Annotated in this window: 21 protein-coding genes; 14 read left to right on the plus strand and 7 right to left on the minus strand. The window is 30.7% G+C overall.

Translation table 11 applies throughout. From position 1 onward, the window contains the following. The first annotated feature begins 97 nt into the window (after positions 1-97). Positions 98-613 (plus strand): adenine phosphoribosyltransferase, encoded by a 516-nt coding sequence (locus ACFDSN_RS05945; RefSeq protein ID WP_375238922.1) that lies wholly within the window; start codon positions 98-100, stop codon positions 611-613. Here the strand turns inward: ACFDSN_RS05945 and ACFDSN_RS05950 are convergent. Beyond that, positions 610-762, minus strand: coding sequence for an SsrA-binding protein (locus ACFDSN_RS05950; RefSeq protein WP_375238923.1), 153 nt, complete (start codon positions 760-762; stop codon positions 610-612). The two genes, ACFDSN_RS05945 and ACFDSN_RS05950, sit on opposite strands and share 4 nt — an antisense overlap. Before the next feature lie 197 nt (positions 763-959). Between ACFDSN_RS05950 and ACFDSN_RS05955 the strand changes: the two genes are divergently transcribed. Then, a complete protein-coding gene (locus ACFDSN_RS05955) occupies positions 960-2,921 on the plus strand; it encodes an endonuclease (RefSeq protein WP_375238924.1) in 1,962 nt (653 codons plus the stop codon). 36 nt (positions 2,922-2,957) lie between these two features. Further along, positions 2,958-3,893, plus strand: coding sequence for a calcium/sodium antiporter (locus ACFDSN_RS05960; RefSeq protein WP_375238925.1), 936 nt, complete (start codon positions 2,958-2,960; stop codon positions 3,891-3,893). 209 nt (positions 3,894-4,102) lie between these two features. On the opposite strand, the gene ACFDSN_RS05965 is transcribed toward ACFDSN_RS05960, so the two are convergent. Then, positions 4,103-5,119 (minus strand): glutamine synthetase beta-grasp domain-containing protein, encoded by a 1,017-nt coding sequence (locus tag ACFDSN_RS05965; RefSeq protein WP_375238926.1) that lies wholly within the window; start codon positions 5,117-5,119, stop codon positions 4,103-4,105. A gap of 178 nt (positions 5,120-5,297) precedes the next feature. On the opposite strand from ACFDSN_RS05965, the gene ACFDSN_RS05970 reads away from it, so the two are divergent. From ACFDSN_RS05970 to ACFDSN_RS05990, 5 genes are all read left to right on the plus strand, one after another. Beyond that, positions 5,298-7,484, plus strand: a complete 2,187-nt coding sequence (locus ACFDSN_RS05970) for a glutamine synthetase III (protein ID WP_375238927.1) — start codon at positions 5,298-5,300, stop codon at positions 7,482-7,484. A 53-nt stretch (positions 7,485-7,537) separates the two neighbouring features. Next, positions 7,538-8,716 (plus strand): AIR synthase related protein, encoded by a 1,179-nt coding sequence (locus tag ACFDSN_RS05975; RefSeq protein ID WP_375238928.1) that lies wholly within the window; start codon positions 7,538-7,540, stop codon positions 8,714-8,716. 130 nt (positions 8,717-8,846) lie between these two features. Further along, positions 8,847-9,923, plus strand: a complete 1,077-nt coding sequence (gene prfA / locus ACFDSN_RS05980) for a peptide chain release factor 1 (RefSeq protein WP_375238929.1) — start codon at positions 8,847-8,849, stop codon at positions 9,921-9,923. A gap of 45 nt (positions 9,924-9,968) precedes the next feature. Next, positions 9,969-10,784, plus strand: coding sequence for an orotidine-5'-phosphate decarboxylase (gene pyrF, locus ACFDSN_RS05985; RefSeq protein ID WP_375238930.1), 816 nt, complete (start codon positions 9,969-9,971; stop codon positions 10,782-10,784). Between the two features lie 6 nt (positions 10,785-10,790). After that, entirely contained in the window at positions 10,791-11,531 is a 741-nt protein-coding gene (locus ACFDSN_RS05990) for an ABC transporter substrate-binding protein (RefSeq protein ID WP_375238931.1), read from the plus strand. Here ACFDSN_RS05990 and ACFDSN_RS05995 read toward each other — a convergent pair. Both ACFDSN_RS05995 and ACFDSN_RS06000 read right to left on the minus strand, forming a co-directional pair. Continuing rightward, a complete protein-coding gene (locus ACFDSN_RS05995; protein ID WP_375238932.1) occupies positions 11,514-11,696 on the minus strand; it encodes a Lacal_2735 family protein in 183 nt (60 codons plus the stop codon). The two genes, ACFDSN_RS05990 and ACFDSN_RS05995, sit on opposite strands and share 18 nt — an antisense overlap. Positions 11,697-11,835: 139 nt before the next feature. Then, a complete protein-coding gene (locus tag ACFDSN_RS06000) occupies positions 11,836-12,549 on the minus strand; it encodes a DUF4197 domain-containing protein (protein WP_375238933.1) in 714 nt (237 codons plus the stop codon). A gap of 259 nt (positions 12,550-12,808) precedes the next feature. On the opposite strand from ACFDSN_RS06000, the gene ACFDSN_RS06005 reads away from it, so the two are divergent. Then, complete coding sequence (locus ACFDSN_RS06005; RefSeq protein ID WP_375238934.1) at positions 12,809-16,231, plus strand: methylmalonyl-CoA mutase family protein; 3,423 nt, start codon at positions 12,809-12,811, stop codon at positions 16,229-16,231. 147 nt (positions 16,232-16,378) lie between these two features. Further along, on the plus strand, positions 16,379-17,056 hold the full coding sequence (locus ACFDSN_RS06010; protein WP_375238935.1) for a DEAD/DEAH box helicase: 678 nt from the start codon (positions 16,379-16,381) through the stop codon (positions 17,054-17,056). A 2-nt stretch (positions 17,057-17,058) separates the two neighbouring features. On the opposite strand, the gene ACFDSN_RS06015 is transcribed toward ACFDSN_RS06010, so the two are convergent. Further along, positions 17,059-17,448: a hypothetical protein gene (locus tag ACFDSN_RS06015; protein ID WP_375238936.1), complete on the minus strand. Its 390-nt coding sequence runs from the start codon at positions 17,446-17,448 to the stop codon at positions 17,059-17,061. Positions 17,449-17,569: 121 nt separating this feature from the next. Between ACFDSN_RS06015 and ACFDSN_RS06020 the strand changes: the two genes are divergently transcribed. Continuing rightward, on the plus strand, positions 17,570-18,010 hold the full coding sequence (locus ACFDSN_RS06020) for an Lrp/AsnC family transcriptional regulator (RefSeq protein WP_375238937.1): 441 nt from the start codon (positions 17,570-17,572) through the stop codon (positions 18,008-18,010). A 39-nt stretch (positions 18,011-18,049) separates the two neighbouring features. After that, positions 18,050-19,984: a CocE/NonD family hydrolase gene (locus ACFDSN_RS06025; RefSeq protein ID WP_375238938.1), complete on the plus strand. Its 1,935-nt coding sequence runs from the start codon at positions 18,050-18,052 to the stop codon at positions 19,982-19,984. Positions 19,985-20,028: 44 nt separating this feature from the next. Here ACFDSN_RS06025 and ACFDSN_RS06030 read toward each other — a convergent pair whose 3' ends face one another. Then, on the minus strand, positions 20,029-21,237 hold the full coding sequence (locus ACFDSN_RS06030; RefSeq protein ID WP_375238939.1) for an MFS transporter: 1,209 nt from the start codon (positions 21,235-21,237) through the stop codon (positions 20,029-20,031). 232 nt (positions 21,238-21,469) lie between these two features. Between ACFDSN_RS06030 and ACFDSN_RS06035 the strand changes: the two genes are divergently transcribed. After that, positions 21,470-22,075, plus strand: a complete 606-nt coding sequence (locus ACFDSN_RS06035; RefSeq protein ID WP_375238940.1) for a DUF1684 domain-containing protein — start codon at positions 21,470-21,472, stop codon at positions 22,073-22,075. Between the two features lie 3 nt (positions 22,076-22,078). On the opposite strand, the gene crcB is transcribed toward ACFDSN_RS06035, so the two are convergent. After that, positions 22,079-22,444, minus strand: coding sequence for a fluoride efflux transporter CrcB (gene crcB / locus ACFDSN_RS06040; protein WP_375238941.1), 366 nt, complete (start codon positions 22,442-22,444; stop codon positions 22,079-22,081). Positions 22,445-22,723: 279 nt separating this feature from the next. Between crcB and ACFDSN_RS06045 the strand changes: the two genes are divergently transcribed. Further along, positions 22,724-23,110 carry a hypothetical protein gene (locus ACFDSN_RS06045; protein ID WP_375238942.1) on the plus strand — a complete coding sequence of 129 codons (387 nt, stop codon included), beginning with the start codon at positions 22,724-22,726 and terminating at the stop codon, positions 23,108-23,110. Positions 23,111-23,212 lie beyond the last annotated feature (102 nt).

Consider the following 23,212-nt stretch of genomic DNA (forward strand, 5'->3'; position numbering starts at 1 on the left):
TATTCAGTTATGCTACGAGGCCATTTTGAGAGTGCAAATATATTTCTTTTTATGGTATTAGCAAAGTATTACAATTAAATTATTTATTTTTAATGTTATGAAAGAAATAGAGTATTTAATTAGGGATATAAAAGATTTTCCAAAACCAGGAATAGTATTTAAAGATATTACGCCTTTATTAGCGAATCCAGAAGCAGTTAGATTTTGTGTTGATGAATTTGCGCTTAGAATTGATAATCTTAGGATAGATAAAATTGTGGCAATTGAAGCGCGTGGTTTTTTCTTTGGAATTTTATTAGCTCAAAAATTAAATATACCATTTGTGCCAGTTAGAAAATCTGGAAAGCTTCCGGGAAAAACAATTTCAGAATCCTATAGTTTAGAATATGGTCAGGATAGATTAGAAATTCACGAAGACGCTATTTCTAAAGGCGATTTGGTTTTAGTTCATGACGATGTATTAGCAACTGGTGGAACCGTAAATGCGGTAACTAAACTAATAAATAGACTAGAGGGCAAAGTTGTAGCTTATAATTTCTTAATAGAAATTGAATTTTTAAAAGGAAAAGAAAAATTAGAGAATGTTTTATTAGATTCACTTTTTAAGTATTAATCTAAGCTTTGCATAGTTACATAGGCTCTCCAGCCAATTATCGCTAATTGTAGCTTGGTTGCTTTGGTAAGGTCAAGTTGTTGTTTAGAATAGCTAGGTAAACAAATTTTATTAAATTTAGCTAGAGCTTTAAATATGTGGTTTTTCATGTTTTTTATTTTAGAAATAGAATACAGATTTCATTTTGTCAAAAATAGTTAACAAAATGAAATAACATATAGACATAAATAAATAACTAACTAACTTTTAACTTAGTTATGTTAAAGTTTTTAAAATGTTTATATCTAATTTCTAACTAGTAAAATTACCTAAAGATTTAATCTATATTTGTTAAAATTTTTTTAGAATGAAATTAAATGTACTAATATTCTTTTTGTTAATTACAAGTGTTACTTTTTCACAAGTAGTTATAAATGAATTAGATTGTGATAGTCCAGGTTTTGACGATAAAGAATTTATTGAGTTAAAATCTATTACGCCTAACTATGCTTTAGATGGTTTAGTGTTGGTATTTTTTAATGGATCTTCGTCTGGAGCAGACTCAAGTTATTATACTATAGATTTAGATGGTGGAATTACCGATGTAAATGGCTTGTTTGTTGTTGCAAGTGATAAATTAAACCCATTACCACAGATGATAATTTCAGAAAGTGTTTTTCAAAATGGAGCAGATGCTGTTGGTTTGTATACAGGAAGTTTTTTTGATTTTCCTAATGGAACTTTGGCTACAACAACAAACTTAATGGATGCAATGGTTTATGCAACTGGAGAAGCTGTAGATACAGGTTTACTTACGCTTTTAGGTGAAACAACTCAATATAATGATAATGGAACCGATGCTAACCCAAAAAGTATTCAACGATATGTAGATGGAATGGGAGCAGAAAGTTTCCTAGCAGCAATACCGACACCAAGACAAGAAAACGATGGTTCAGGAGTTATTCTTAATGCATTAGAGATATCAACAACCTTAACACAGTATAATGAAGGAGATACGTTTGATATTACTTTTACTTCTCAAAACCCGGTAGATGCAAATTATACGTTTGATGTAATTTTAGATAATGGAACATTTAATACTTCTGATTTTACTGGTAATACTACAAGTTTAGAGATTTTAATGGGTGATACATCTGTTTCCACGTCAATTACACTTGTTGATGATGTTTTAGATGAAGGAGATGAGGTTCTAGAAATAAAATACAGTAATTTACAATCGCCATTAATTCCATATAACGATTTTATAGACGTAAGAGTTGTAGATAATGATTTTACAGTTGCACCATATGGAACTCCATTAAACCCAACTTATGGAAATGTAACATCAACTCAACCAGTTGGTTATTATGATTCACTAGACGGTTTGTCTGGGGCAGTTTTAGAACAGGCAATTCAAGATATAATAGCTAATCCATCAATTGTAAGAGCTCAAACCTATAATGATGTTATAGATATCTTAGAAGAAGCAGATAAAAGTCCAGAACACAGTAATAAGGTTTGGCTGGTGTATTCTGAAGAAAGTAGACCAATTTTGGATTATCAAACAGGATCTACTAATACAGGGAAATGGAATAGAGAACATACATTCCCACGTTCTTTAGCAGATTATTACAGTATTGAAGCAGATGAAACTCGCGATGGAAAAGATATATTTTGGGCAACAAAAGCAGATTCTTTGCGTCATGGGAATAGCGATGCACATGCTCTAAGAGCTGCAGATGGACCCGAAAACAGTAGTCGTGGTAATCAGCATTACGGAGAATATAATGGTCCTATTGGAAATCAAGGTAGTTTTAAAGGAGATGTTGCAAGAAGTGTTTTGTTTCTTCAATTAAGATATAATGGTTTGAGTATCGAAAACGGTTTTCCATCTGTAGATGGGCAAATGGGTGATTTAGCAACACTTTTAGATTGGCATAGAAATGATCCGCCAGATGATTTTGAAATGAACAGAAACAATGTGGTTTATACATGGCAATTTAATAGAAATCCATTAATAGATATGCCAGATTTAGTGGAGTATATATGGGGAACACAGGTAGGGCAACAATGGAATAATTCTTTAAGTAGTGCTGAATTTAATACTGAAAAAATTGAAATCTATCCTAATCCATCAACGAATCAAATTAGAATTAAAGGCTTAAAAGATAAAAGTAGTATTGAAATTTTCGATGTTCAAGGAAAACAATTAGTGCCAAAAATGATATTAAAAGATGAAGTGTTTAATCATAATTTAAAAGCGGGTATGTATTTACTAAAAATACAACAAGAAGATAAAATAACTGTTAAGAAGATGATCGTCAATTAAAACGTTATGTAATTCTATTTTTAAAAAATAAAAAAAATGAATTTTGTATATATTATTGGTGGATTAGTTTGTTTAATTCTTGGAGGTAATTGGTTGTTAAAAGCAGCTGTAGGATTGTCTTTAAAGTTAAACATTCCAAAAATTGTAATAGGTATGACGGTTGTGTCTTTTGCAACGTCTGCACCAGAATTAATTGTCAGTATTAATGCTGCTTTAAGCGGTTCTCCAGATTTGGCTTTGGGTAATGTGGTTGGCTCTAATATTGCGAATTTAGGTTTGGTGTTAGGGATAACCTTGTTGTTAGGGAAAATGGATGTGCAAAAAAGTTTTTACAAAACTGATTGGCCAGTTATGATGATTGCATCATTAATGTTTTACGTTTTTATTGCTTTCGATAATAGAATTGAGTTTTATGAAGGCGTAATTCTGTTTTCATTTTTAATAATATTTCTAATATATCTTTTAAAATTTCAAAAAACTGCTGTTGTAGATGAAATGCCAGAAGATGATGAAGATTTACCACTTTATAAGGTGGTTTTGTTTTTGTCTTTAGGAGGTTTAGGTTTATGGGCTGGTTCTGAGTTTTTAATAACAGGAGCTACAGCTTTAGCGTCAGCTTTTGGAGTAAGTGAAAGAGTTATAGCGGTAACTGTTGTTTCTGTTGGGACAAGTATTCCTGAACTTGCGGCTTCTATTATAGCGGTAATTAAAAAAGAAAAAGCTATTTCTTTAGGTAATTTAATTGGATCAAATGTATTTAATATTCTAGCTGTTTTAGGTATAACATCTATGATTACACCTATAAATGTTATAGATAATAGATTGTTGTCAAATGATATGTTATGGATGTTAGCAATCTCATTTTTAGTTTTACCACTTGTGTTTATCCCTAAAGGTTTAAGGTTGAATTGGAAAGATGGTGTTATTCTTTTAGCTGTATATGTAGGATTTGTTTATGTTACTTTAACTTAATATCCGAGGGTTTATTTATTAAAAAACAAATTAATAATTAAACTTGGAATTGGTTATGTTGAATTTGGTTCTACTATATGTGTTTTATATCTAGTAAGAAGGTAGGTTGATAATTAGGAACATTTTGAATATTAACAGTTAACAGAAAAGCGCCACTAAACTCAAAGTTTAATAACGCTTTTGTTATTTATGTAATTACTAAAATTAGCTTAACTAATTTTAGCTGATTTTACGGTTTCAATAATTCTACCTGCAACTTTGTATGGATCTGCGTTAGAAGCTGGTCTTCTATCTTCTAGCCAACCTTTCCAGCCTTGCTCTACTGTAATAATTGGAATTCTAATAGATGCGCCACGATCAGAAACACCAAAACTAAAGTCGTTTATAGAGGCAGTTTCGTGTTTTCCTGTTAAGCGCTGGTCGTTAAATTCACCATAAATTTCAATATGCTCTTTTACTTTTGGTCTAAAAGCTTCACAGATTTTCTCATATGTTTCTTTAGAACCACAAGTTCTTAATGTGGTGTTAGAGAAGTTTGCGTGCATACCAGAACCATTCCAGTCTGTATCACCTAATGGTTTTGGGTGATACTCTATATAGTAGCCATACTTTTCAGTTAAACGATCTAATAGGTAGCGAGAGATCCAAATTTCGTCTCCAGCAATTTTTGCACCTTTAGCAAATAATTGGTATTCCCATTGACCAGAAGCAACTTCTTGGTTAATTCCTTCAAAATTTAAACCTGCATCAATACATAGATCAGCATGTTCTTCAACTAAATCTCTACCATGTGTGTTTCTTCCTCCAACAGAACAATAATACATTCCTTGTGGAGCAGGATAACCACCAATAGGGAAACCTAATGGTAATAGAGTTTCTTTATCCATAATAAAGTATTCTTGCTCAAAACCAAACCAGAAATCATTGTCATCGTCATCAATTCCAGCTCTTCCGTTAGAAACGTGTGGAGTTCCATCAGCATTTAAAACCTCTGTCATTACCAAAAAAGCATCTCTGCGTTCAGGATCAGGATAAATAGCAACAGGTTTTAATAAGCAATCAGAATTATCACCTGTAGCTTGTTTTGTCGAGCTACCATCAAAAGACCACATTGGGCAATCTTCTAAGTTTCCGCTAAAGTCATTTACAACTTTAGTTTTGCTTCTCATGTTTTGTGTCGGTTTGTAACCGTCTAACCAGATATACTCTAATTTAGTTTTAGCCATAATACGTTATGTATTTATATTTAAATTCTTTGCAAAGATATATCAAATAATAAAACCCTTATTGAAATAGGGTGTTTTTTGTGTTTAATTGTAAGAATTGGTGTTTTGCTGTTAAAAAAAGGGGGTAAATATATTTTTATTGGTGATTTTAGTTAATTTTGGGGTAAATTTTTAGGGTATGACTAATTTTAGGTTCAATGCGATAGAAAGAGTTTTAAAACGAGAAGCAATAAACGTAAAGTCGTTAAAAAAACGTTCGGAACATTTTGGTAAAAAAGTATTCAACTTTAATACTATGCGCCAATATGTAACAGCAAATGCGGTAGAAGAAGTTTTAGAAGCAATTAAAAGCAGAAAGACAATCAAAGAAAGTACTGCGGATTTAATAGCTTTAGGAATGAAAGAATGGGCTATTTCTAAAGGTGTTACACATTATACACATTGGTTTCAATCTTTAACAGGAGCAACTGCTGAAAAACACGATGCATTTCTTCAAATTTTGGATAGTGGATTGGCTATAGAACAGTTTGAAGGTATTCAGTTAATACAACAAGAGCCAGAAGCATCAAGTTATCCTAGCGGAAGTGTTAGGAATACGTTTGAAGCAAGAGGTTATTCGGCTTGGGATCCATCATCGCCAGCATTTATATATGGAACTACTTTATGTATTCCTACAATTTTTGTGTCCTATACGGGAGAAGCATTAGATTATAAAACACCATTGTTACGATCTATTCATCGAGTAGATGAAGCTTCTGTTGCAGTTTGTAAGTATTTCGATAAAAATGTAAAAAGAGTTGAAGCATTTCTAGGTTGGGAACAGGAATTCTATTTAATAGATCGAGCTTTAGTGAATGCTAGACCAGATTTATTATTAACAGGTAGGACTTTAGTTGGACAATCAGCAGCAAAAGATTATCAAATTAACGATAATTACTTTGGAACTATTCCAAATCGAGTTATGTCATTTCTAAGAGATTTAGAAGATCAATGCATTGCTTTAGGAGTTCCAGTAAAAACAAGACATAATGAATCTGCACCAAATCAATTTGAATTAGCACCAATTTTTGAAGAAGCTAATCTGTCTGTAGACCACAACGCTTTAGTTATGGATGTAATGGATAAGGTTGCAGAACGTCACTTTTTTAAAGTCTTATTTCATGAAAAACCTTTTGAACATTTAAATGGTTCTGGAAAACATAACAATTGGAGTTTGTCTACAAATACAGGAATTAATTTATTGAAACCTGGAAAAACACCAATGGGAAATCTTCAGTTTTTGACATTTTTTATTAATACCATAAAAGCAGTGAGAGATTATGAATCTTTATTAAGAGCTTCTATAGCATCTGCAAGTAACGATTTACGACTGGGAACTAATGATGCGCCACCAAATATAATTTCTGTTTTTATAGGTGAAAAACTAACAAAAGTACTTCTGCAGTTAGAAAAAGTAACTAAAGGAAAACTGTCTCCTGAAGAAAAAACCGATTTAAAATTAAATGTTATTGGTAAAATCCCAGAGATTTTATTAGATAATACAGATAGAAACAGAACATCACCATTTGCTTTTACAGGAAATAAATTTGAATTTAGAGCTGTAGGTTCTAAGGCTAGTTGCTCTAATCCAATGATGGTTTTAAATACTATTGTAGCAAAGCAATTAATCGATTTTAAAGCTGAGGTTGATCTTTTAATAGAAAAACAAGATTTACCAAAGGATGATGCTATTTTTAATGTACTTAGAGATTATATTAACGACTGTAAACCTATCTTATATGATGGGAATAGCTATAACGAAAATTGGGAAAAAGAAGCCAAGAAACGTAAATTAAGTAATTCTACTAATACGCCAGAAGCTTTAAAAGCCATCTTATTGCCTAAGTATATTTCCTTGTTTGAAAGTTTAAATGTTATGACAGAGCAAGAAATTAAGGCACGTTTAGAAATAGATTTAAAAGATTATGTAAAACGTCTTCAAATTGAAGGTCGTGTTTTGTCTGAGTTAGTTTTAAATCATATTATTCCTTCAGCAGTTACGTATCAAAATCAATTGCTAAAGAATGTAAAGGATTTGCAATTAATATTTCCAGAAGATTATCAGTTACACGCAAAATCTCAATTAGAATTAATTGCATCAATATCTAATCATTTACGTGTGGTTAAAACCGAAATGGATATTATGGTTCAAGCAAGGAAAAAAGCAAATGCGGTAGAAAGTCTTCAAAATAAAGCTATTATGTACTGTAATTCTGTAAGAACTCGTTTTGAAGACATAAGATATCACTCAGATAAGTTGGAATTAATCGTGGACGATAAATTGTGGACTATACCAAAATATCGTGAGTTATTATATACCAAATAAAAGCTTCGAGTTTTAATAAGAATAAATATATTTGCACTTTAAAATCTACCGTTATGAGTCAAGAAATTAGTAAACGATATGCACAACGTGGTGTTTCAGCTTCTAAAGAAGATGTTCACAATGCTATAAAGAACATAGATAAAGGTTTGTTTCCAAAGTCGTTTTGTAAAATCGTACCAGATTACTTGACTAACGATGAAGATTATTGCTTAATTATGCATGCAGATGGCGCAGGGACAAAATCGTCTTTAGCTTATATGTACTGGAAAGAAACAGGAGATTTATCTGTTTGGAAAGGTATAGCTCAAGATGCATTAATAATGAATATAGACGATTTGTTATGTGTTGGAGCAACAGACAATATCATGTTGTCTTCTACTATTGGACGCAATAAAAGTGTAATTACTGGCGAAGTTCTTTCTGCAATTATTAACGGTACAGAAGAATTAATTCAAGATTTAAAAGCGTTTGGTGTAACTATACATTCTACAGGTGGAGAAACGGCAGATGTTGGAGATTTAGTTCGTACTATTATTGTAGATTCTACAGTTACAGCAAGAATGAAACGTGCTGATGTTATAGATAATGCAAATATTAAACCTGGAGATGTTATTGTTGGTTTAGAAAGTTTTGGTCAAGCTAATTACGAAACATCTTATAATGGTGGAATGGGTTCTAACGGATTAACGTCTGCTAGACATGATGTTTTCGATAAATATTTAGCTAAAAAATATCCTGAGAGTTTTGATGCTGCTGTTCCAGAAGATTTAGTGTATTCTGGAAAAGTAAAATTAACAGATTCAGTCGAAGATTCACCAATAGATGCGGGTCAATTGGTGTTATCTCCAACAAGAACTTACGCACCAATTATAAAAGAAATTTTATCTAAGTTTAAAAGCGATACAGTTCATGGGATGGTACATTGTTCTGGTGGTGCACAAACTAAAATACTTCATTTTGTAGATAATTTACATATTATAAAAGATAATATGTTTAATGTTCCTCCATTATTCAAATTAATACAAGAACAGTCTAAAACAGATTGGAAAGAAATGTATCAAGTATTTAACTGTGGACATAGAATGGAATTATATGTATCTCCAGAAGTTGCAGAAGATATTATTTCAATTTCTAAATCGTACAATGTAAACGCTCAAATTATTGGTAGAGTAGAAGCGTCTGAAACTAAAAAACTGACTATAGAAAGCGAATTTGGAACGTTTAATTATTAAGTGTAACTAAGAAAAATAATAAAGATTAATAAGAAAAAGGCTTAACCTTAATTTAAATTAAGGTTAAGCCTTTTTTCATTTAGTCAGATTAATAAATTATCGTATTTTTACGTTTCAATATTATAACTACATGTTAGAGAAATTACAAATAGTTAAACAGCGTTTTGATGAGGTAAGTGATTTAATCATTCAGCCAGATATTATTACAGATCAAAAACGTTACGTTCAATTAAATAGAGAATATAAAGATTTGAATGCTTTAATGAAAAAGCGTGAAGATTATATTGAAGCCACTAATAATTTAGCTGAAGCTGAAGAAATTCTTGCAGATGGAAGTGATGCTGAAATGGTAGATATGGCTAAAATGCAATACGACGAAGCTAAAGAAGCTATTTCTAGTTTAGATGAAGAAATTCGGTTCATGCTAATTCCAAAAGATCCTACAGATGCTAAAAATGCAGTTGTGGAATTACGTGCCGGAACTGGTGGAGATGAAGCTAGTATTTTTGCGGGAGATTTATTTAGAATGTACAGTAAGTATTGCCAAAGTAAAGGTTGGAAAGTAGATACAGTAGATTTTAGTGAAGGAACAAATGGCGGGTTTAAAGAAATTCAATTTGAAGTTTCTGGAGAAGATGTTTATGGAATTTTAAAATTTGAGGCTGGAGTACATCGTGTACAACGTGTGCCGCAAACAGAAACTCAAGGAAGAGTTCATACTAGTGCAGCAACTTGTATGGTTTTTCCAGAAGCAGAAGAGTTTGATGTTGAAATAAACCCTAAAGATGTAAGAATAGATTTCTTCTGTTCTTCAGGTCCTGGAGGACAATCAGTTAACACAACGTATTCTGCGGTTCGTTTGACACATGAGCCAACAGGTTTAGTTGCGCAATGTCAAGATCAAAAATCACAACATAAGAATAAAGAAAAAGCATTTAAAGTATTACGTTCTAGGTTATACGATTTAGAATTGGCTAAAAAACAAGAAGAAGATGCTGCTATTAGAGGTTCTCAAGTAACTTCTGGAGATAGAAGTGCTAAAATTAGAACTTATAATTATCCTCAAGGTCGTGTTACAGATCATAGAATAGGATTAACGCTTTACGACTTACCAAATATTGTAAATGGCGATATTCAAAAAATAATAGACGAATTACAATTAGCTGATAATACTGAGAAATTAAAAGCTAACGATAATGTGTTATAAAATTAAAGCCTCTTAAATTGAGGCTTTTTTTAATATCTTATTAGAATGACAACAGAAGCATTAGTAAATCAAATTAAAAAAAAGCAATCATTTTTATGTATTGGTTTAGATGTTGATTTAGATAAAATTCCATCGTATTTATTACAAGAAGAAGATCCTATTTTTGCATTTAATAAAGCTATTATAGATGCTACACATCATTTATGTGTGTCGTACAAGCCAAACACTGCTTTTTATGAAGCTTATGGTTTAAAAGGATGGAAATCTTTAGAAAAGACTATTAAATACTTAAACAAAAATTATCCCGAAATTTATACAATAGCAGATGCTAAACGTGGCGATATTGGAAATACTAGCACAATGTATGCTAAAGCTTTTTTTGAAGATTTAGCGTTCGATAGTGTTACAGTTGCGCCGTATATGGGAAAAGATTCTGTAGAGCCTTTTTTGGCTTTTAAAAATAAGCATACAATTATGCTGGCATTAACGTCAAATCAAGGAGCTTTTGATTTTCAGACTAAAGATGTTGAAGGAAAAGAGTTGTATAAAATGGTTTTAGAAACGTCTAAGTCTTGGGTAAATAGCGAAAATTTAATGTATGTAGTTGGAGCCACAAAGGCAGAATATTTTAAAGAAATTAGAAGTATTGTTCCAAATAGTTTTTTGCTAGTTCCTGGAGTAGGAGCACAAGGCGGGAATTTACAAGATGTTTGTAAATACGGATTAAATAAAGATATTGGTCTATTAATTAATTCTTCAAGAGGAATTATTTATGCATCTAAAGATGCTGGTTTTGCAAATTCTGCTGCGTTTAAAGCTGAAGAACTGCAAAAACAAATGGCAGAGATTCTTTCAAAATAAGTTGGGATGCGAATTGTTAGTTTAGTACCATCGCAAACCGAATTACTTCATGATCTAGGTCTTGAAGATCAAATTGTTGGAGTTACTAAATTTTGTGTTCATCCGCTTCATTATAAATCTACAAAAGTAAGCGTTGGAGGAACAAAGCAAATTAAACTTGAAAAAATTAAAGCTCTAAAACCCGATATTATTCTTTGTAATAAAGAAGAAAATACTAAAGACATTGTTGAGGCTTGTCAGGAAATTTGCAAAGTACATGTTTCAGATTTATATACAATTAAAGACACTTTAGAACTTATAAGTTTTTATGGTGATATTTTTAATAAAAGAGCCGAAGCTAAAATTATTGTAGATAAGATTGGATTTCTTAAATCTGACTTTGAAAGTTTTATAAAAGATAAAGAAACAATAAAAGTGGCTTATTTTATTTGGCGAAATCCCTGGATGGTTGCTGCCAATACTACATTTATAAACTATATGTTGAAACTTAATAAGTTTGAAAATGTTTACGCAAACTTAGAACGTTATCCAGAAGTTGATATTACTAAAATTCAACAAGAAGGTGATCCGGAAGTTATTCTATTGTCTAGTGAGCCTTATCCGTTTAAAGACGAACATGCTTTAGAATTAAAAAAGTATACAGATTATGCAAAAACTATTCTTGTAGATGGAGAATTGTTTTCCTGGTATGGAACTAGGCTTTTAAAAGCATTTGACTACTTTAAAGATTTAAGAGTTAGGCTCTAGGTAATTTAATCTATTTAGTTTATTTAAGGTTTTAATGGCTTTGTATTCAAAAAAATCGCTTAAACCAGAGTCAGTTTGTTTAAAGTTGTAAGCCTGTTCAATTAGAACTTTGTATTTGTCTTTAAGTTGTTCTTTATAGCGTACAATTTTCTGTGGGTTATTCATAGTATTAGTTGTTTGCTAATTTAAATATAGTTAATTGTTTGATATATAGGTTTTTAAAAAGAAGTTATTTTTGAATTTTAACAAAAAAAGCTATTTAGATGACTAAATAGCTTTAAGGTTTAATTAATATAAGAAAGATTTAATCCTGTAAAGCAAATACTTTCTTTAATAGATCTGTAGCTCTTGAGCTTACTTTTGTTCTAATTTCTTTTTCTTCTATAGCAATCATTTTATATACACCTTTCAGCGCCTCGCCAGTAACGTAGTTTGTTAAATCAGGATTAACATTATTTGTAAAAGGAATAGCATTATATTTTGTAATTAAATTATTCCAAATTTGATCTGCTCCAACTTTTTCAAAAGAATTTTTAATTACGGGTTCAAAGCTTGTAAATAATGCACTTTCTGTATTTGTTTTTAAGTAAGTAGTTGCAGCATTATCATTTCCTAGTAAGATGCCTTTTGCATCATTAAAGTTTATGTTTTTAACTGCATTTATAAAAATTGGAGTTGCTTGTCCTACAGCATCTTCGGCAGCTCTGTTTAGAACTTTTAACCCTTCGTCTGCTAAGTTGCCTAAACCAATATCTCTTAAGCCTTTATCTACTTTCTGTAATTCTTCAGGTAATAATATTTTTACTAATTCATTTCTAAAAAAGCCATCTTTAGCTGTTAATTTTGAAACTTGTTTGTCAATCCCTAAATCTAAGGCTTCTTTTAATCCGTTAGCCATATCTAACTGAGAAAGACCAATTCCACTTGTTCCTGTTGGAAGGTTATTAACAACTTGTTGTAGCTCGTTACAAGAAGTGAAAACGACTAAAACTAAAACTAAACTTAATTTCTTCAACATAATATTATAATTTTTATGCAAATATAAGAGTTAAGTTAGTATTGTAAGCTTCAAATAATAGCATAAAATTATTTTTTGATTTTACTTTAGTATCAGATCTAATTAATACATCAGTATTTAATAACTTAAAACATTTAATGAACAGTATGTTGTGTTTTCTTCTAGTTTAAATTTAAGTAAAATAACATTTTAGATTTTGTGGGGAATTAGTTTTGCAAAATTCGTAAATTGCAACGTAAAATAATACACTCAATTACGAATGGAACAAATAAACACTTATAAACCTAAATATAAAGTAAGAATAGTAACTGCTGCAGCTTTGTTTGATGGGCACGATGCGTCAATCAATATTATGCGTAGAATTATTCAATCTACAGGAGTGGAAGTTATTCATTTAGGTCACGACAGGAGTGTTGAAGAGGTTGTAAATACAGCAATTCAAGAAGACGTTAATGCCATTTGTTTAACTTCTTATCAAGGAGGACATAATGAATACTTTAAGTATATGTATGATTTACTTAAAGAACGCGGCGCAGAACATATAAAGATTTTTGGCGGCGGCGGCGGCGTTATTCTTCCTTCGGAAATTAAGGAGTTAATGGATTATGGAATTACTCGTATTTATTCTCCAGATGATGGTCGTGCTATGGGACTTCAAGGTATGATTAATGATTTGGTTGAAAAATCAGATTTTGCTATTGGAGATAAATTAAATAATGAAGTAGATTATCTTTCAAAAAAGAATCCTAAATCTATTGCTCGTGTTATTTCTTCTGCTGAAAATTTTCCTGATGTAGCGAAGAATGTATTAGATCAAATTCATAAAAAAAATGAAACATCTAAAACACCAGTTTTAGGAATTACAGGAACTGGTGGAGCTGGAAAATCATCTTTAGTAGATGAGTTAGTTCGACGTTTTTTATTAGATTTTCCAGAAAAGACAATAGGTTTAGTCTCTGTAGATCCATCTAAGCGAAAAACAGGTGGCGCATTGTTAGGAGATCGTATTCGTATGAATGCTATTAATAATGGTCGTGTTTATATGCGTAGTTTGGCTACACGTCAATCTAATTTAGCATTATCAAAATATGTAAATGAGGCAGTTGAAGTTTTAAAAGCTGCAGAGTTTGACTTGATTATATTAGAAACCTCAGGTATTGGACAATCAGACACAGAAATAATGGAGCACAGCGATGTTGCATTATATGTAATGACGCCAGAGTTTGGAGCAGCAACGCAATTAGAAAAAATTGATATGCTAGATTTTGCTGATTTAGTGGCAATAAACAAGTTTGATAAACGAGGTTCTTTAGATGCTTTACGCGATGTTAAAAAACAATACATGCGTAATAATCATCTTTGGGATGTTCATCAAGATGATTTGCCTGTTTTTGGAACTATTGCATCTCAGTTTAACGATCCAGGAATGAATACGCTTTATAAGGCGATAATGGATAAGTTGGTTGAAAAAACTGAAACTGATTTAAAATCTACTTTCGAGATTTCTAAGGAAATGAGTGAGAAGATTTTTGTAATTCCTCCAAGTAGAACAAGATATCTATCAGAAATTGCAGAGAGTAACCGTGCTTACGATAGTACTGCATCTACTCAAGTTGAAGTTGCTCAGAAATTATATGGAATATATAAAACATTAGAATCTGTTTTAGAAACAACATTAACTTTAGATAAAGCAGGAATAGCTTCAGAATCAGTACAGAACACTTCAGAAGACAATAAAGACTTTGTAAGATTATTAGTCTCTGAATTTGATCGCGTAAAATTAAATTTAGATCCTTATAACTGGGAAGTGATTATTGGTTGGGACGAAAAAGTAAATAAATATAAAAGTCCTATCTATACTTTTAAAGTTAGAGATAAGGAAATTAAAATAGAAACACATTCAGAATCATTATCTCATTTACAAATACCAAGAGTAGCTTTACCAAAGTATAAAGCTTGGGGAGATATTTTAAAATGGTGTTTACAAGAAAATGTCCCTGGAGAATTTCCATATACATCAGGATTGTATCCATTTAAACGTACAGGAGAAGATCCAGCACGTATGTTTGCTGGTGAAGGTGGACCAGAAAGAACAAATAGACGTTTTCATTATGTAAGTGCAGGTTTGCCAGCAAAACGTTTATCCACCGCTTTCGATAGTGTGACGCTTTATGGAAACGATCCAGATTTAAGGCCAGATATTTATGGTAAAATTGGTAATGCAGGAGTTTCAATTTGCTGTTTGGATGATGCTAAAAAACTGTATTCTGGTTTTGATTTGGCACATGTGTTAACTTCGGTTTCTATGACAATTAATGGTCCAGCACCAATGTTGTTAGGATTCTTTATGAATGCTGCCATTGACCAACAATGTGAAATTTACATTAAAGAAAACGGTTTAGAAAAAGAAGTTGAAGCAAAAATCACTAAAATTTACAATGACAAAGGTATAGATAGACCAACGTATAATGGAAACTTACCAAAAGGAAACGATGGTTTAGGTTTGTTTCTTTTAGGAGTAACTGGAGATCAAGTTTTGGATGCTGCTATTTATGCAGAAATAAAAAAGAATACTATAGCACAAGTTCGTGGTACAGTTCAGGCAGATATTTTAAAAGAAGATCAAGCACAAAACACATGTATTTTTTCTACTGAGTTTGCATTACGTTTAATGGGAGATGTACAAGAATATTTTATTGAAAACAATGTGCGTAATTTCTACTCAGTATCTATTTCTGGATATCATATTGCAGAAGCAGGAGCAAATCCAATTACGCAATTGGCATTAACATTATCTAATGGTTTCACTTACGTGGAATATTATTTAAGTCGTGGAATGGATATTAATAAATTCGGTCCAAACTTATCATTTTTCTTCTCAAATGGAATAGATCCAGAATATGCGGTAATTGGTCGTGTTGCTCGTAAAATTTGGGCAAAAGCAATGAAAAACAAGTATGGTGCAAATGCAAGAGCACAAATGCTTAAATACCATATTCAAACCTCTGGTAGAAGTTTGCACGCACAAGAAATAGATTTTAACGATATCCGAACAACGTTACAAGCGCTTTATGCCATCTACGATAATTGTAACTCGTTACACACAAATGCTTACGATGAAGCTATTACAACTCCAACAGAGGAATCTGTTCGTAGAGCAATGGCAATTCAGTTAATTATAAATAAAGAATTAGGTTTAAATAAAAACGAAAATCCAATTCAAGGTTCTTTTATTATTGAAGAGCTAACAGATTTAGTAGAAGAAGCTGTTTTATTAGAATTTGATAGAATTACAGAACGTGGTGGTGTTTTAGGTGCTATGGAAACAATGTATCAACGTTCTAAAATCCAAGAAGAAAGTTTGTATTATGAAACATTAAAGCATAATGGGGAATTTCCAATTGTTGGTGTAAATACATTCTTAAGTTCTAAAGGTTCTCCAACCGTTATTCCTGCTGAAGTTATTAGAGCAACAGAAGAAGAAAAGCAATTTCAAATTAAAACATTAGAAAGCTTGCATAAGTCTAATAATACAAAAGATTTATTAAAAGGCTTACAGGTTAAGGCTATAACAAATCAGAATATATTTGAAGCTTTAATGGATGTTTGTAAAGTATGTTCATTAGGACAAATAACAGATGCATTATTTGAAGTTGGTGGACAATATAGGCGAAATATGTAAATATAAATTCATTTTAAAATCAGATATATTGTGTTTGAAGTAAAATGAGAAAAGAAACAGATTAATTTATTATAGGCGCAATTTTTATATCTTGCACCAAAATTATAAAAGCACTTAAATTTTTAAGTGCTTTTTAAATTTATAGCTATGTCATTTAAAAAACTTCATCCAATAATTAAAAATGTTTTAGAATCTAAAAACATTTTAAGCTACGCGCCAATTCAAAAGCAAATAATTCCATATATCAAATCGGGAAGTAGTGCTTATGGTATTGGACCAAAAGGTTCTGGTAAAACCACAGCTTTAATTATGGGCGTTTTACAGAAATTAAAGTGCGAGGCTTTTGAAGACGAAGATTCTCCAAGAGCAATTATTGTTGTAAAAGACAAACAAGCAGTTTGGGATTTGGCAGAACGTTTTGAAGAATTTACAAAGCACACAAATTTACGAGTTTATAAAGCTTACCAAGAATTTGATTTAGAAAAACAACGGGAAGAAGTTTATCATGGTGTAGATATTTTAATAGTAACACCAAAACGTTTAAACAAACTGTATTATCAGAATAGTTTACATATGGGCGAATTGTTATTGTTTTGTGTTTATGATGCAGATTTTTTAAGCAGAAACGAATATCATAACGATGTTTTACGTATGTCTGAAAGTGTAAGTAATAAATGTAAATTTGTAATTATATCTGAAACATACAATAAGAAAATAGCAAATTACCAAGACGCTTTTATGTATAATTCAGCTTATGTAGAAGTTAAAAAGGCTATTGAGATTCCTGAAGTTGATATTAAAACCGATGACACTTCAAAAGAATAATGTTACAAAGTCAAAGACCAAGTCTTCTGAAGTTTTTTAAACTTTCTAAGTTCACTTCTTAAAATAGGTAAATAGTCTTTTCCATTACTATTGCAATTTTCTAGGCGTTTACAGTTGCGGTATAACTTGTTGGTTAATTGCTTTACTAAAGTAGCGTGTTTATATTTTTTATCAGAAAATGGTGCTTGTTCAGCTTTTAAAATATGAGGCGCTAAAGAAACCGATTGTTGAATAATATCTCCCGAAAAATAAATGTTTTCATCTTCTTTTCCATCGTGAGATAAATGCGCTAAATCCTGATTTAAATATGTAGATATATTATGAGATAATGTGAAAATATCTATTGCTTTCTTGTAAACAGGCGATTCAGATAAATGTAAAGGCGCATTCATTAATATAGTAATCTAGGGTTATTCAAATTTACTCACAACACATTAAATTAAACTTTTGATTTTAAAGTAAAATCGTATATTTGATTTAACTATTAATGAATTTTAATTAATCAGCTTTAGTATGCTATTAGATAACCTTAGTTGGAAAATTTTAAAATATTTACAAACTAATGCACGTATGTCAAGTGCAGAAATTGGTAGGCAAGTTGGTATTTCTTCTCCAGCAGTAACAGAGCGAATAAAAAAAATGGAAGATTTAGGTATTATAGAAAGCTATAATACTATGGTTTCTCCATTAGATGTTGGCTACCAATTAAAAGCAATTATAAATTTGCGAGCTTTTATGGGTAAATTAAAACCCTTTTTAGAGAAAGTGAAAACGTATGATGAGGTTGTAAATTGTTACCGTATTACAGGAAATGAAAATATTGTAATGGAAGTAGTTTTACGCAATCAAAAACATTTAGAATCTTTTATAGATCAGCTTATTGTATATGGTGAAACTAAAACCCAAATTGTGTTATCTCATGTTGTTAAAAATAACTCAATACAAAAACCATAACACATTTTTTTATAACTTAAGCCAATCAAAATAAATACTATGAAAAACTATCTAACTATATTTTTAATTATATGTCTTTTATCCTGTAAAGATCAACCACATAAAGTAAATGGCGCAAATTCTAAAAGTGTAATTAAAGACACAACTTATGTTAAAGATAATTACAGTAAAAAAGAAGTGTCAATAGTAATGAGAGATGGCATAAAATTGCACACCACTATTTATTCACCAAAAGATACAAGTAAGTCGTACCCAATTTTAATGATGCGAACTCCATATAGTTGTAAACCTTATGGTAAAGAAAAGTACAAACAAAAAATAGGACCTAATTCATATTTAATGAAAGAAGGTAATATTATTGTTTATCAAGATGTTCGTGGTAGATGGATGAGTGAAGGTGTTTACGATAATATGCGTGCTTATATTCCTAATAAAACAGATAATTCACAGATAGACGAATCAACAGATACTTATGATACTATAGACTGGTTAGTTAAAAATGTAAAAAACAATAATGGAAATGTTGGTGCTTGGGGAATTTCATATCCAGGTTATTATGCTACATATTCAACAATAGATGCTCATCCAGCATTAAAAGCAGCATCGCCTCAAGCGTGTATTGGAGATTTCTTTTTTGATGATTTTCATCATAATGGTGCTTTTCTTTTAAGTTATTTTAAAGCTGTTTCATTGTTTGGAACTCCAAAGTCTTCACCAATAGATTCTGCCTGGTATAAGTTTCCAGATTTTAAAACAAAAGATCAATATCAGTTCTTTTTAGATGCAGGTCCATTAAGTAACTTAAATAAGTATTTTAAGTACGAAAAAGCAGATGATACAAGAATAGATAATTCGAATACAGTAGATGACTTCTTTTGGGAAGAAATTGTAGATCACCCTAATTACGATAGTTTATGGAAGCCTAAAGGTTTAATTCAGAATTTAAAAAATATAAAACCAACTGTAGCAACAATGGTAGTTGGTGGTTTTTTTGATGCTGAAGACTTATATGGTCCGTTAGAAACGTATAAAGCTATTGAAAAACATAATCCTAATAATTATAATACTTTAGTTTTTGGTCCTTGGGACCATGGACGTTGGGCAAGAACTGATATTAAAAATTATGTAGGTAATTATTATTTTGGAGATTCAATATCTCTAAATTTTCAAAAACATGTTGAAACTAAATTTTTTAATCATTTCTTAAAAGGAAAAGGTGATAAGAATTCTGGATTACCAGAGGCTTACGTTTATGATTCTGGCAGAAAAAAATGGAGTAGTTATGATGTTTGGCCACCAAAAAATGTTTCAAAACAAAAAATGTTTTTAAATGCGAGTCAAGACTTATCAAAAGATAAAAAAGGAGAAACAAAAGCAACATTTATAAGTGATTTAAAACATCCAGTACCGTATTCTGAAGATATTAAAACAGTTTTTACGCCAAGAAAATATATGACAGATGATCAGCGTTTTTCTGCAAGAAGACCTGATGTTTTAGTATTTGAAACCGAAATATTGGAAGAGGATTTAACTTTAGCTGGTGATATTATGGCAAAGTTAAAAGTTGCCACAACAGGAACTGCTGCAGATTGGATTGTAAAAATAATAGATGTTCATCCTAACGAAATTGATGAACAAGAAGAAGGTATGCAAGATCACTTAAAGTTAAGTAACTATCATATGATGGTAAGAAGTGAAGTAATGCGTGGACGTTTTAGAAATAGTTTTGAATTACCAGAACCTTTTGAGTCTAATACAAAAACAGCAGTTAATATAAAGCTACAAGACGTTTATCATACCATAAAGAAAGGACACAAATTGCAAGTTCAAATACAAAGTACTTGGTTTCCATTAATTGATTTGAACCCACAAACCTTTGTGCCAAATATATATAAAGCTAAATCTGAGGACTTTAAAACCCAAACACATTCGGTTTTTAATGATTCGGCGATAGAATTCTCAATTTTAGAATAATTATAGCTAAATCACAAAAAAAAGAAAACAGTGTTTGGTTTTAATTAAGCGCTGTTTTTTTGCTTTAAAAAACGATGTAATATATATAACAACAATACGCAAGTTATTGCTAATTCAGTCATAATATACCAAGTGCCATTATAACCAATTTCATCTATAAGCTGTAGTCCAGCATTAAACCCAAATACACTTGCTATGGAAAAAGCCATAACATACATTGCCATATACTCACCTTGATTTTCACCTTTAGACAAATCCATTGCAATAGAGTTTGCAAAAGGAAATGCAATCATTTCACCAATTGTCATAAATAACATTCCAATAATTAAAATTCCAGACCAACTAGTAATGTTAAGTACTATAAAACTTAAACCAGTTAGTAAAGCACCAAACATAACTAAATACGCTTTGTTGTATTTCTTTTTTTCTAACCAACTAATTGTTGGCATTTCTAATAGAAAAATAATAAAGCCATTTGCGCCTAATATTAGCCCAATTTCTGGTTTAGTTAAAAAATGGATTTCATCATAATATAGAGGCATTGCAGAGAAATATTGAAAAAACACCACTGCAAAAACTAACATAGAGAAAAATAAAATCATAAAAGGTTTGTTAGAATAAACTGAATTTGAGTTTTTAACACTTAAATCATCTTGTATAACTGTTTTTTTAGGATTTAAAACTTTAAATAAAACTATGGTTGCAATAATACATGTAACACCATCAACCCAAAACAACCCAGAATATCCCATTGTAGCAATTATAAAACCACCAACAGCTGGACCAGCAGAAAACCCAAGGTTTATTGCTAATCGAATTAGAGTAACACTTCGTGTTTTATTTTCAGGTTTACTGTAAGTATTCATAGCAACAAACATTGCAGGTCTAAACGTGTCCGCAACAGTCATAATTAAAATAATTCCAATACAAAACTCTTCAAAGGTTTTTAAATATTGCATTCCAATAAATAGTAAACCTGTTAAAAATAGGCTTCCTACCATAACTTTGTAGTAGCCAATTTTATCTGTTAGTTTTCCTCCAATCCAAGTTCCAGCAACAGATCCAATTCCAAAACAACTCATAATCCAAGCAATGTTGTTAGTTGAGAATTCTAAATCTTCTTTTAAGTAAAGTGATAAGAAAGGAATTATCATTGTTCCTGCTCGGTTAATAAAAGTAACCAAGGCAAGCCACCAAACTTCTTTAGAAAGTCCAGAGAAAGTATTTATATAATTAGTAAATAATTTTTTCATAATTATTAATTCTGGTAGATGTATAAATATAAAAAGTCCAACACTAAGGTTGGACTTTTCTAAATTGATTTATTTAATAGAGATATTACATAAACATATAGCTAATCCAATCCTTAAAAAAAGGTTTTGAAACTTTGGTGCAATATGTTTGTCTAATTAGCATTATTTGTAATAATTTGTGTAAACCTAATACATTTTAATTATACTTTTACAATTAAATATCATTTTTACTATGAAATACATCATTATATCGATTATAGTTCTTTTTGTGTCTCTAAGTTGTGCACAACAAAAAGAACCTTTGTTGGGCGAAACAGATTATCAAAAAGAACAAAACGCAAAATTTAAAGATGCATCTGAATCGCCGTTAACTACAAAAGATTTAAAATCCTTTAAACAGTTAGATTTCTATAAATTTAATGCTGATTATAATGTTGAAGCAAAAATAACTTTACAACCAAATAGCGAGTATTTTGAAATGCCAACATCTACAGATAGGAAACCGCTGTATAGAGTTTATGCTATTTTGTCTTTTGAATTATTTGGAAAACCATATGAACTAAACGTTTATCAAAATGAAGATCTGTTAAACGAAAAAGGTTTTGAAGATTATTTGTTTTTGCCTTTTATAGATAATACAAATGGCGAAACTACTTATGGTGGCGGACGTTATATAGAATTAAGTGTTCCGAAAGGTAACACATTAAGTATAGATTTTAATAAAGCATTTAATCCTTATTGCGCTTATAATTATAAGTATTCTTGTCCAGTAGTTCCAATAGAAAACACGTTAGATTTAAAAGTTGAAGCTGGCGTAAAAATGTTTAAAAAGAAGTAGTTGCTAAATAGACTTAGATATGTATAATCCAAGAAACACGGCAGTAAAACCAATTAGAACACTAAGAATAGTATAAATCGCAAAACTGGTGAAGTCTCCAGATTTTAAAAATGTTTGATTTTCAAATGCAAAGCTTGAAAATGTTGTAAAACCGCCACAAAATCCTGTAGCCAGTAATAAAGTGTAATTTTGAGATAACGTATTAGATTTTAATGTATAGCCTAATATTAAACCAATAAATAAGCAACCTAAACAATTTACTAGAAATGTTCCGTAAGGAAATTGCACTGTGTTTATGGTTTTACTAATTAAATAACGCAAAGCGCTTCCAAATCCGCCACCTAAAAATACTAATAAAACGTTTTTCATTTTAAGGAAATAAGAAGGGTTTATTTGAAAACAAATTTAATGGCAGCTATTAAGCCTATAAAACCTATAAAGGCTAACAAAACCCATAATGTTCCTTTGTAGTTTTGTTTATGGAGCTTTAAATCTTTTCTGTACATAACAGCAATAATAATAGCAAATACTATGGCGAAAATTATTCCGAACGTAATTTGACCTGTACTAAACATAAAATTCTATAAAAGTTATTATCTTTCAAAAATAAACAATTAAAAATCAACATTAAATTATTACGTTACTAATATGAAAGATAAAATAGAAGCCGTTAAAGCATTTCATACCGCATTTAAAATTGGACATAGAGAAACACCAAAAGCAGATTTAGGTAAAGCAAAAAACACTTTGCGTTTTGATTTAATGAAAGAAGAAAACGAAGAATATATGGAAGCTGCACAAAACAACGATTTAGTTGAGGTTGCAGATGCTTTAGGCGATATGCTTTATATATTATGTGGAACTATTATAGAACACGGATTACAACATAAAATAGAAGATGTTTTTAACGAAATTCAAAAAAGTAATATGAGTAAGCTTGGAGAAAATGGAGAGCCAATCTACAGAGAAGACGGAAAGGTTCTAAAAGGACCAAATTACTTTAAGCCAAATATTAAAAGTATTTTAGAGTCTTAGGAATAATTTAGAATTGTCAGGTCGAGCACAGTCGAGACCTAATTTTTTTGATAATAAAAAGAGCACTAATAAAAAATGCCTCTAAAAATATTTTTAGAGGCG

This window comes from Aurantibacter sp., assembly GCF_042094015.1.
GTDB lineage: Bacteria > Bacteroidota > Bacteroidia > Flavobacteriales > Flavobacteriaceae > Aurantibacter.

Bases quoted from the DNA above. Each gene is read 5' to 3' on its own strand.
- prfA (WP_375238929.1), top strand. From the start codon at position 8,847: ATGTTAGAGAAATTACAAATAGTTAAACAGCGTTTTGATGAGGTAAGT.
- ACFDSN_RS05965 (WP_375238926.1), bottom strand. From the start codon at position 5,119: ATGGCTAAAACTAAATTAGAGTATATCTGGTTAGACGGTTACAAACCG.
- ACFDSN_RS05955 (WP_375238924.1), top strand. From the start codon at position 960: ATGAAATTAAATGTACTAATATTCTTTTTGTTAATTACAAGTGTTACT.
- ACFDSN_RS05995 (WP_375238932.1), bottom strand. From the start codon at position 11,696: ATGAATAACCCACAGAAAATTGTACGCTATAAAGAACAACTTAAAGAC.
- crcB (WP_375238941.1), bottom strand. From the start codon at position 22,444: ATGAAAAACGTTTTATTAGTATTTTTAGGTGGCGGATTTGGAAGCGCT.
- ACFDSN_RS06015 (WP_375238936.1), bottom strand. From the start codon at position 17,448: ATGAATGCGCCTTTACATTTATCTGAATCGCCTGTTTACAAGAAAGCA.
- ACFDSN_RS06045 (WP_375238942.1), top strand. From the start codon at position 22,724: ATGAAAGATAAAATAGAAGCCGTTAAAGCATTTCATACCGCATTTAAA.
- ACFDSN_RS05970 (WP_375238927.1), top strand. From the start codon at position 5,298: ATGACTAATTTTAGGTTCAATGCGATAGAAAGAGTTTTAAAACGAGAA.
- ACFDSN_RS06005 (WP_375238934.1), top strand. From the start codon at position 12,809: ATGGAACAAATAAACACTTATAAACCTAAATATAAAGTAAGAATAGTA.
- ACFDSN_RS06020 (WP_375238937.1), top strand. From the start codon at position 17,570: ATGCTATTAGATAACCTTAGTTGGAAAATTTTAAAATATTTACAAACT.
- ACFDSN_RS05950 (WP_375238923.1), bottom strand. From the start codon at position 762: ATGAAAAACCACATATTTAAAGCTCTAGCTAAATTTAATAAAATTTGT.
- pyrF (WP_375238930.1), top strand. From the start codon at position 9,969: ATGACAACAGAAGCATTAGTAAATCAAATTAAAAAAAAGCAATCATTT.
- ACFDSN_RS06030 (WP_375238939.1), bottom strand. From the start codon at position 21,237: ATGAAAAAATTATTTACTAATTATATAAATACTTTCTCTGGACTTTCT.
- ACFDSN_RS06035 (WP_375238940.1), top strand. From the start codon at position 21,470: ATGAAATACATCATTATATCGATTATAGTTCTTTTTGTGTCTCTAAGT.
- ACFDSN_RS05975 (WP_375238928.1), top strand. From the start codon at position 7,538: ATGAGTCAAGAAATTAGTAAACGATATGCACAACGTGGTGTTTCAGCT.
- ACFDSN_RS06025 (WP_375238938.1), top strand. From the start codon at position 18,050: ATGAAAAACTATCTAACTATATTTTTAATTATATGTCTTTTATCCTGT.
- ACFDSN_RS06010 (WP_375238935.1), top strand. From the start codon at position 16,379: ATGTCATTTAAAAAACTTCATCCAATAATTAAAAATGTTTTAGAATCT.
- ACFDSN_RS05960 (WP_375238925.1), top strand. From the start codon at position 2,958: ATGAATTTTGTATATATTATTGGTGGATTAGTTTGTTTAATTCTTGGA.
- ACFDSN_RS05990 (WP_375238931.1), top strand. From the start codon at position 10,791: ATGCGAATTGTTAGTTTAGTACCATCGCAAACCGAATTACTTCATGAT.
- ACFDSN_RS05945 (WP_375238922.1), top strand. From the start codon at position 98: ATGAAAGAAATAGAGTATTTAATTAGGGATATAAAAGATTTTCCAAAA.
- ACFDSN_RS06000 (WP_375238933.1), bottom strand. From the start codon at position 12,549: ATGTTGAAGAAATTAAGTTTAGTTTTAGTTTTAGTCGTTTTCACTTCT.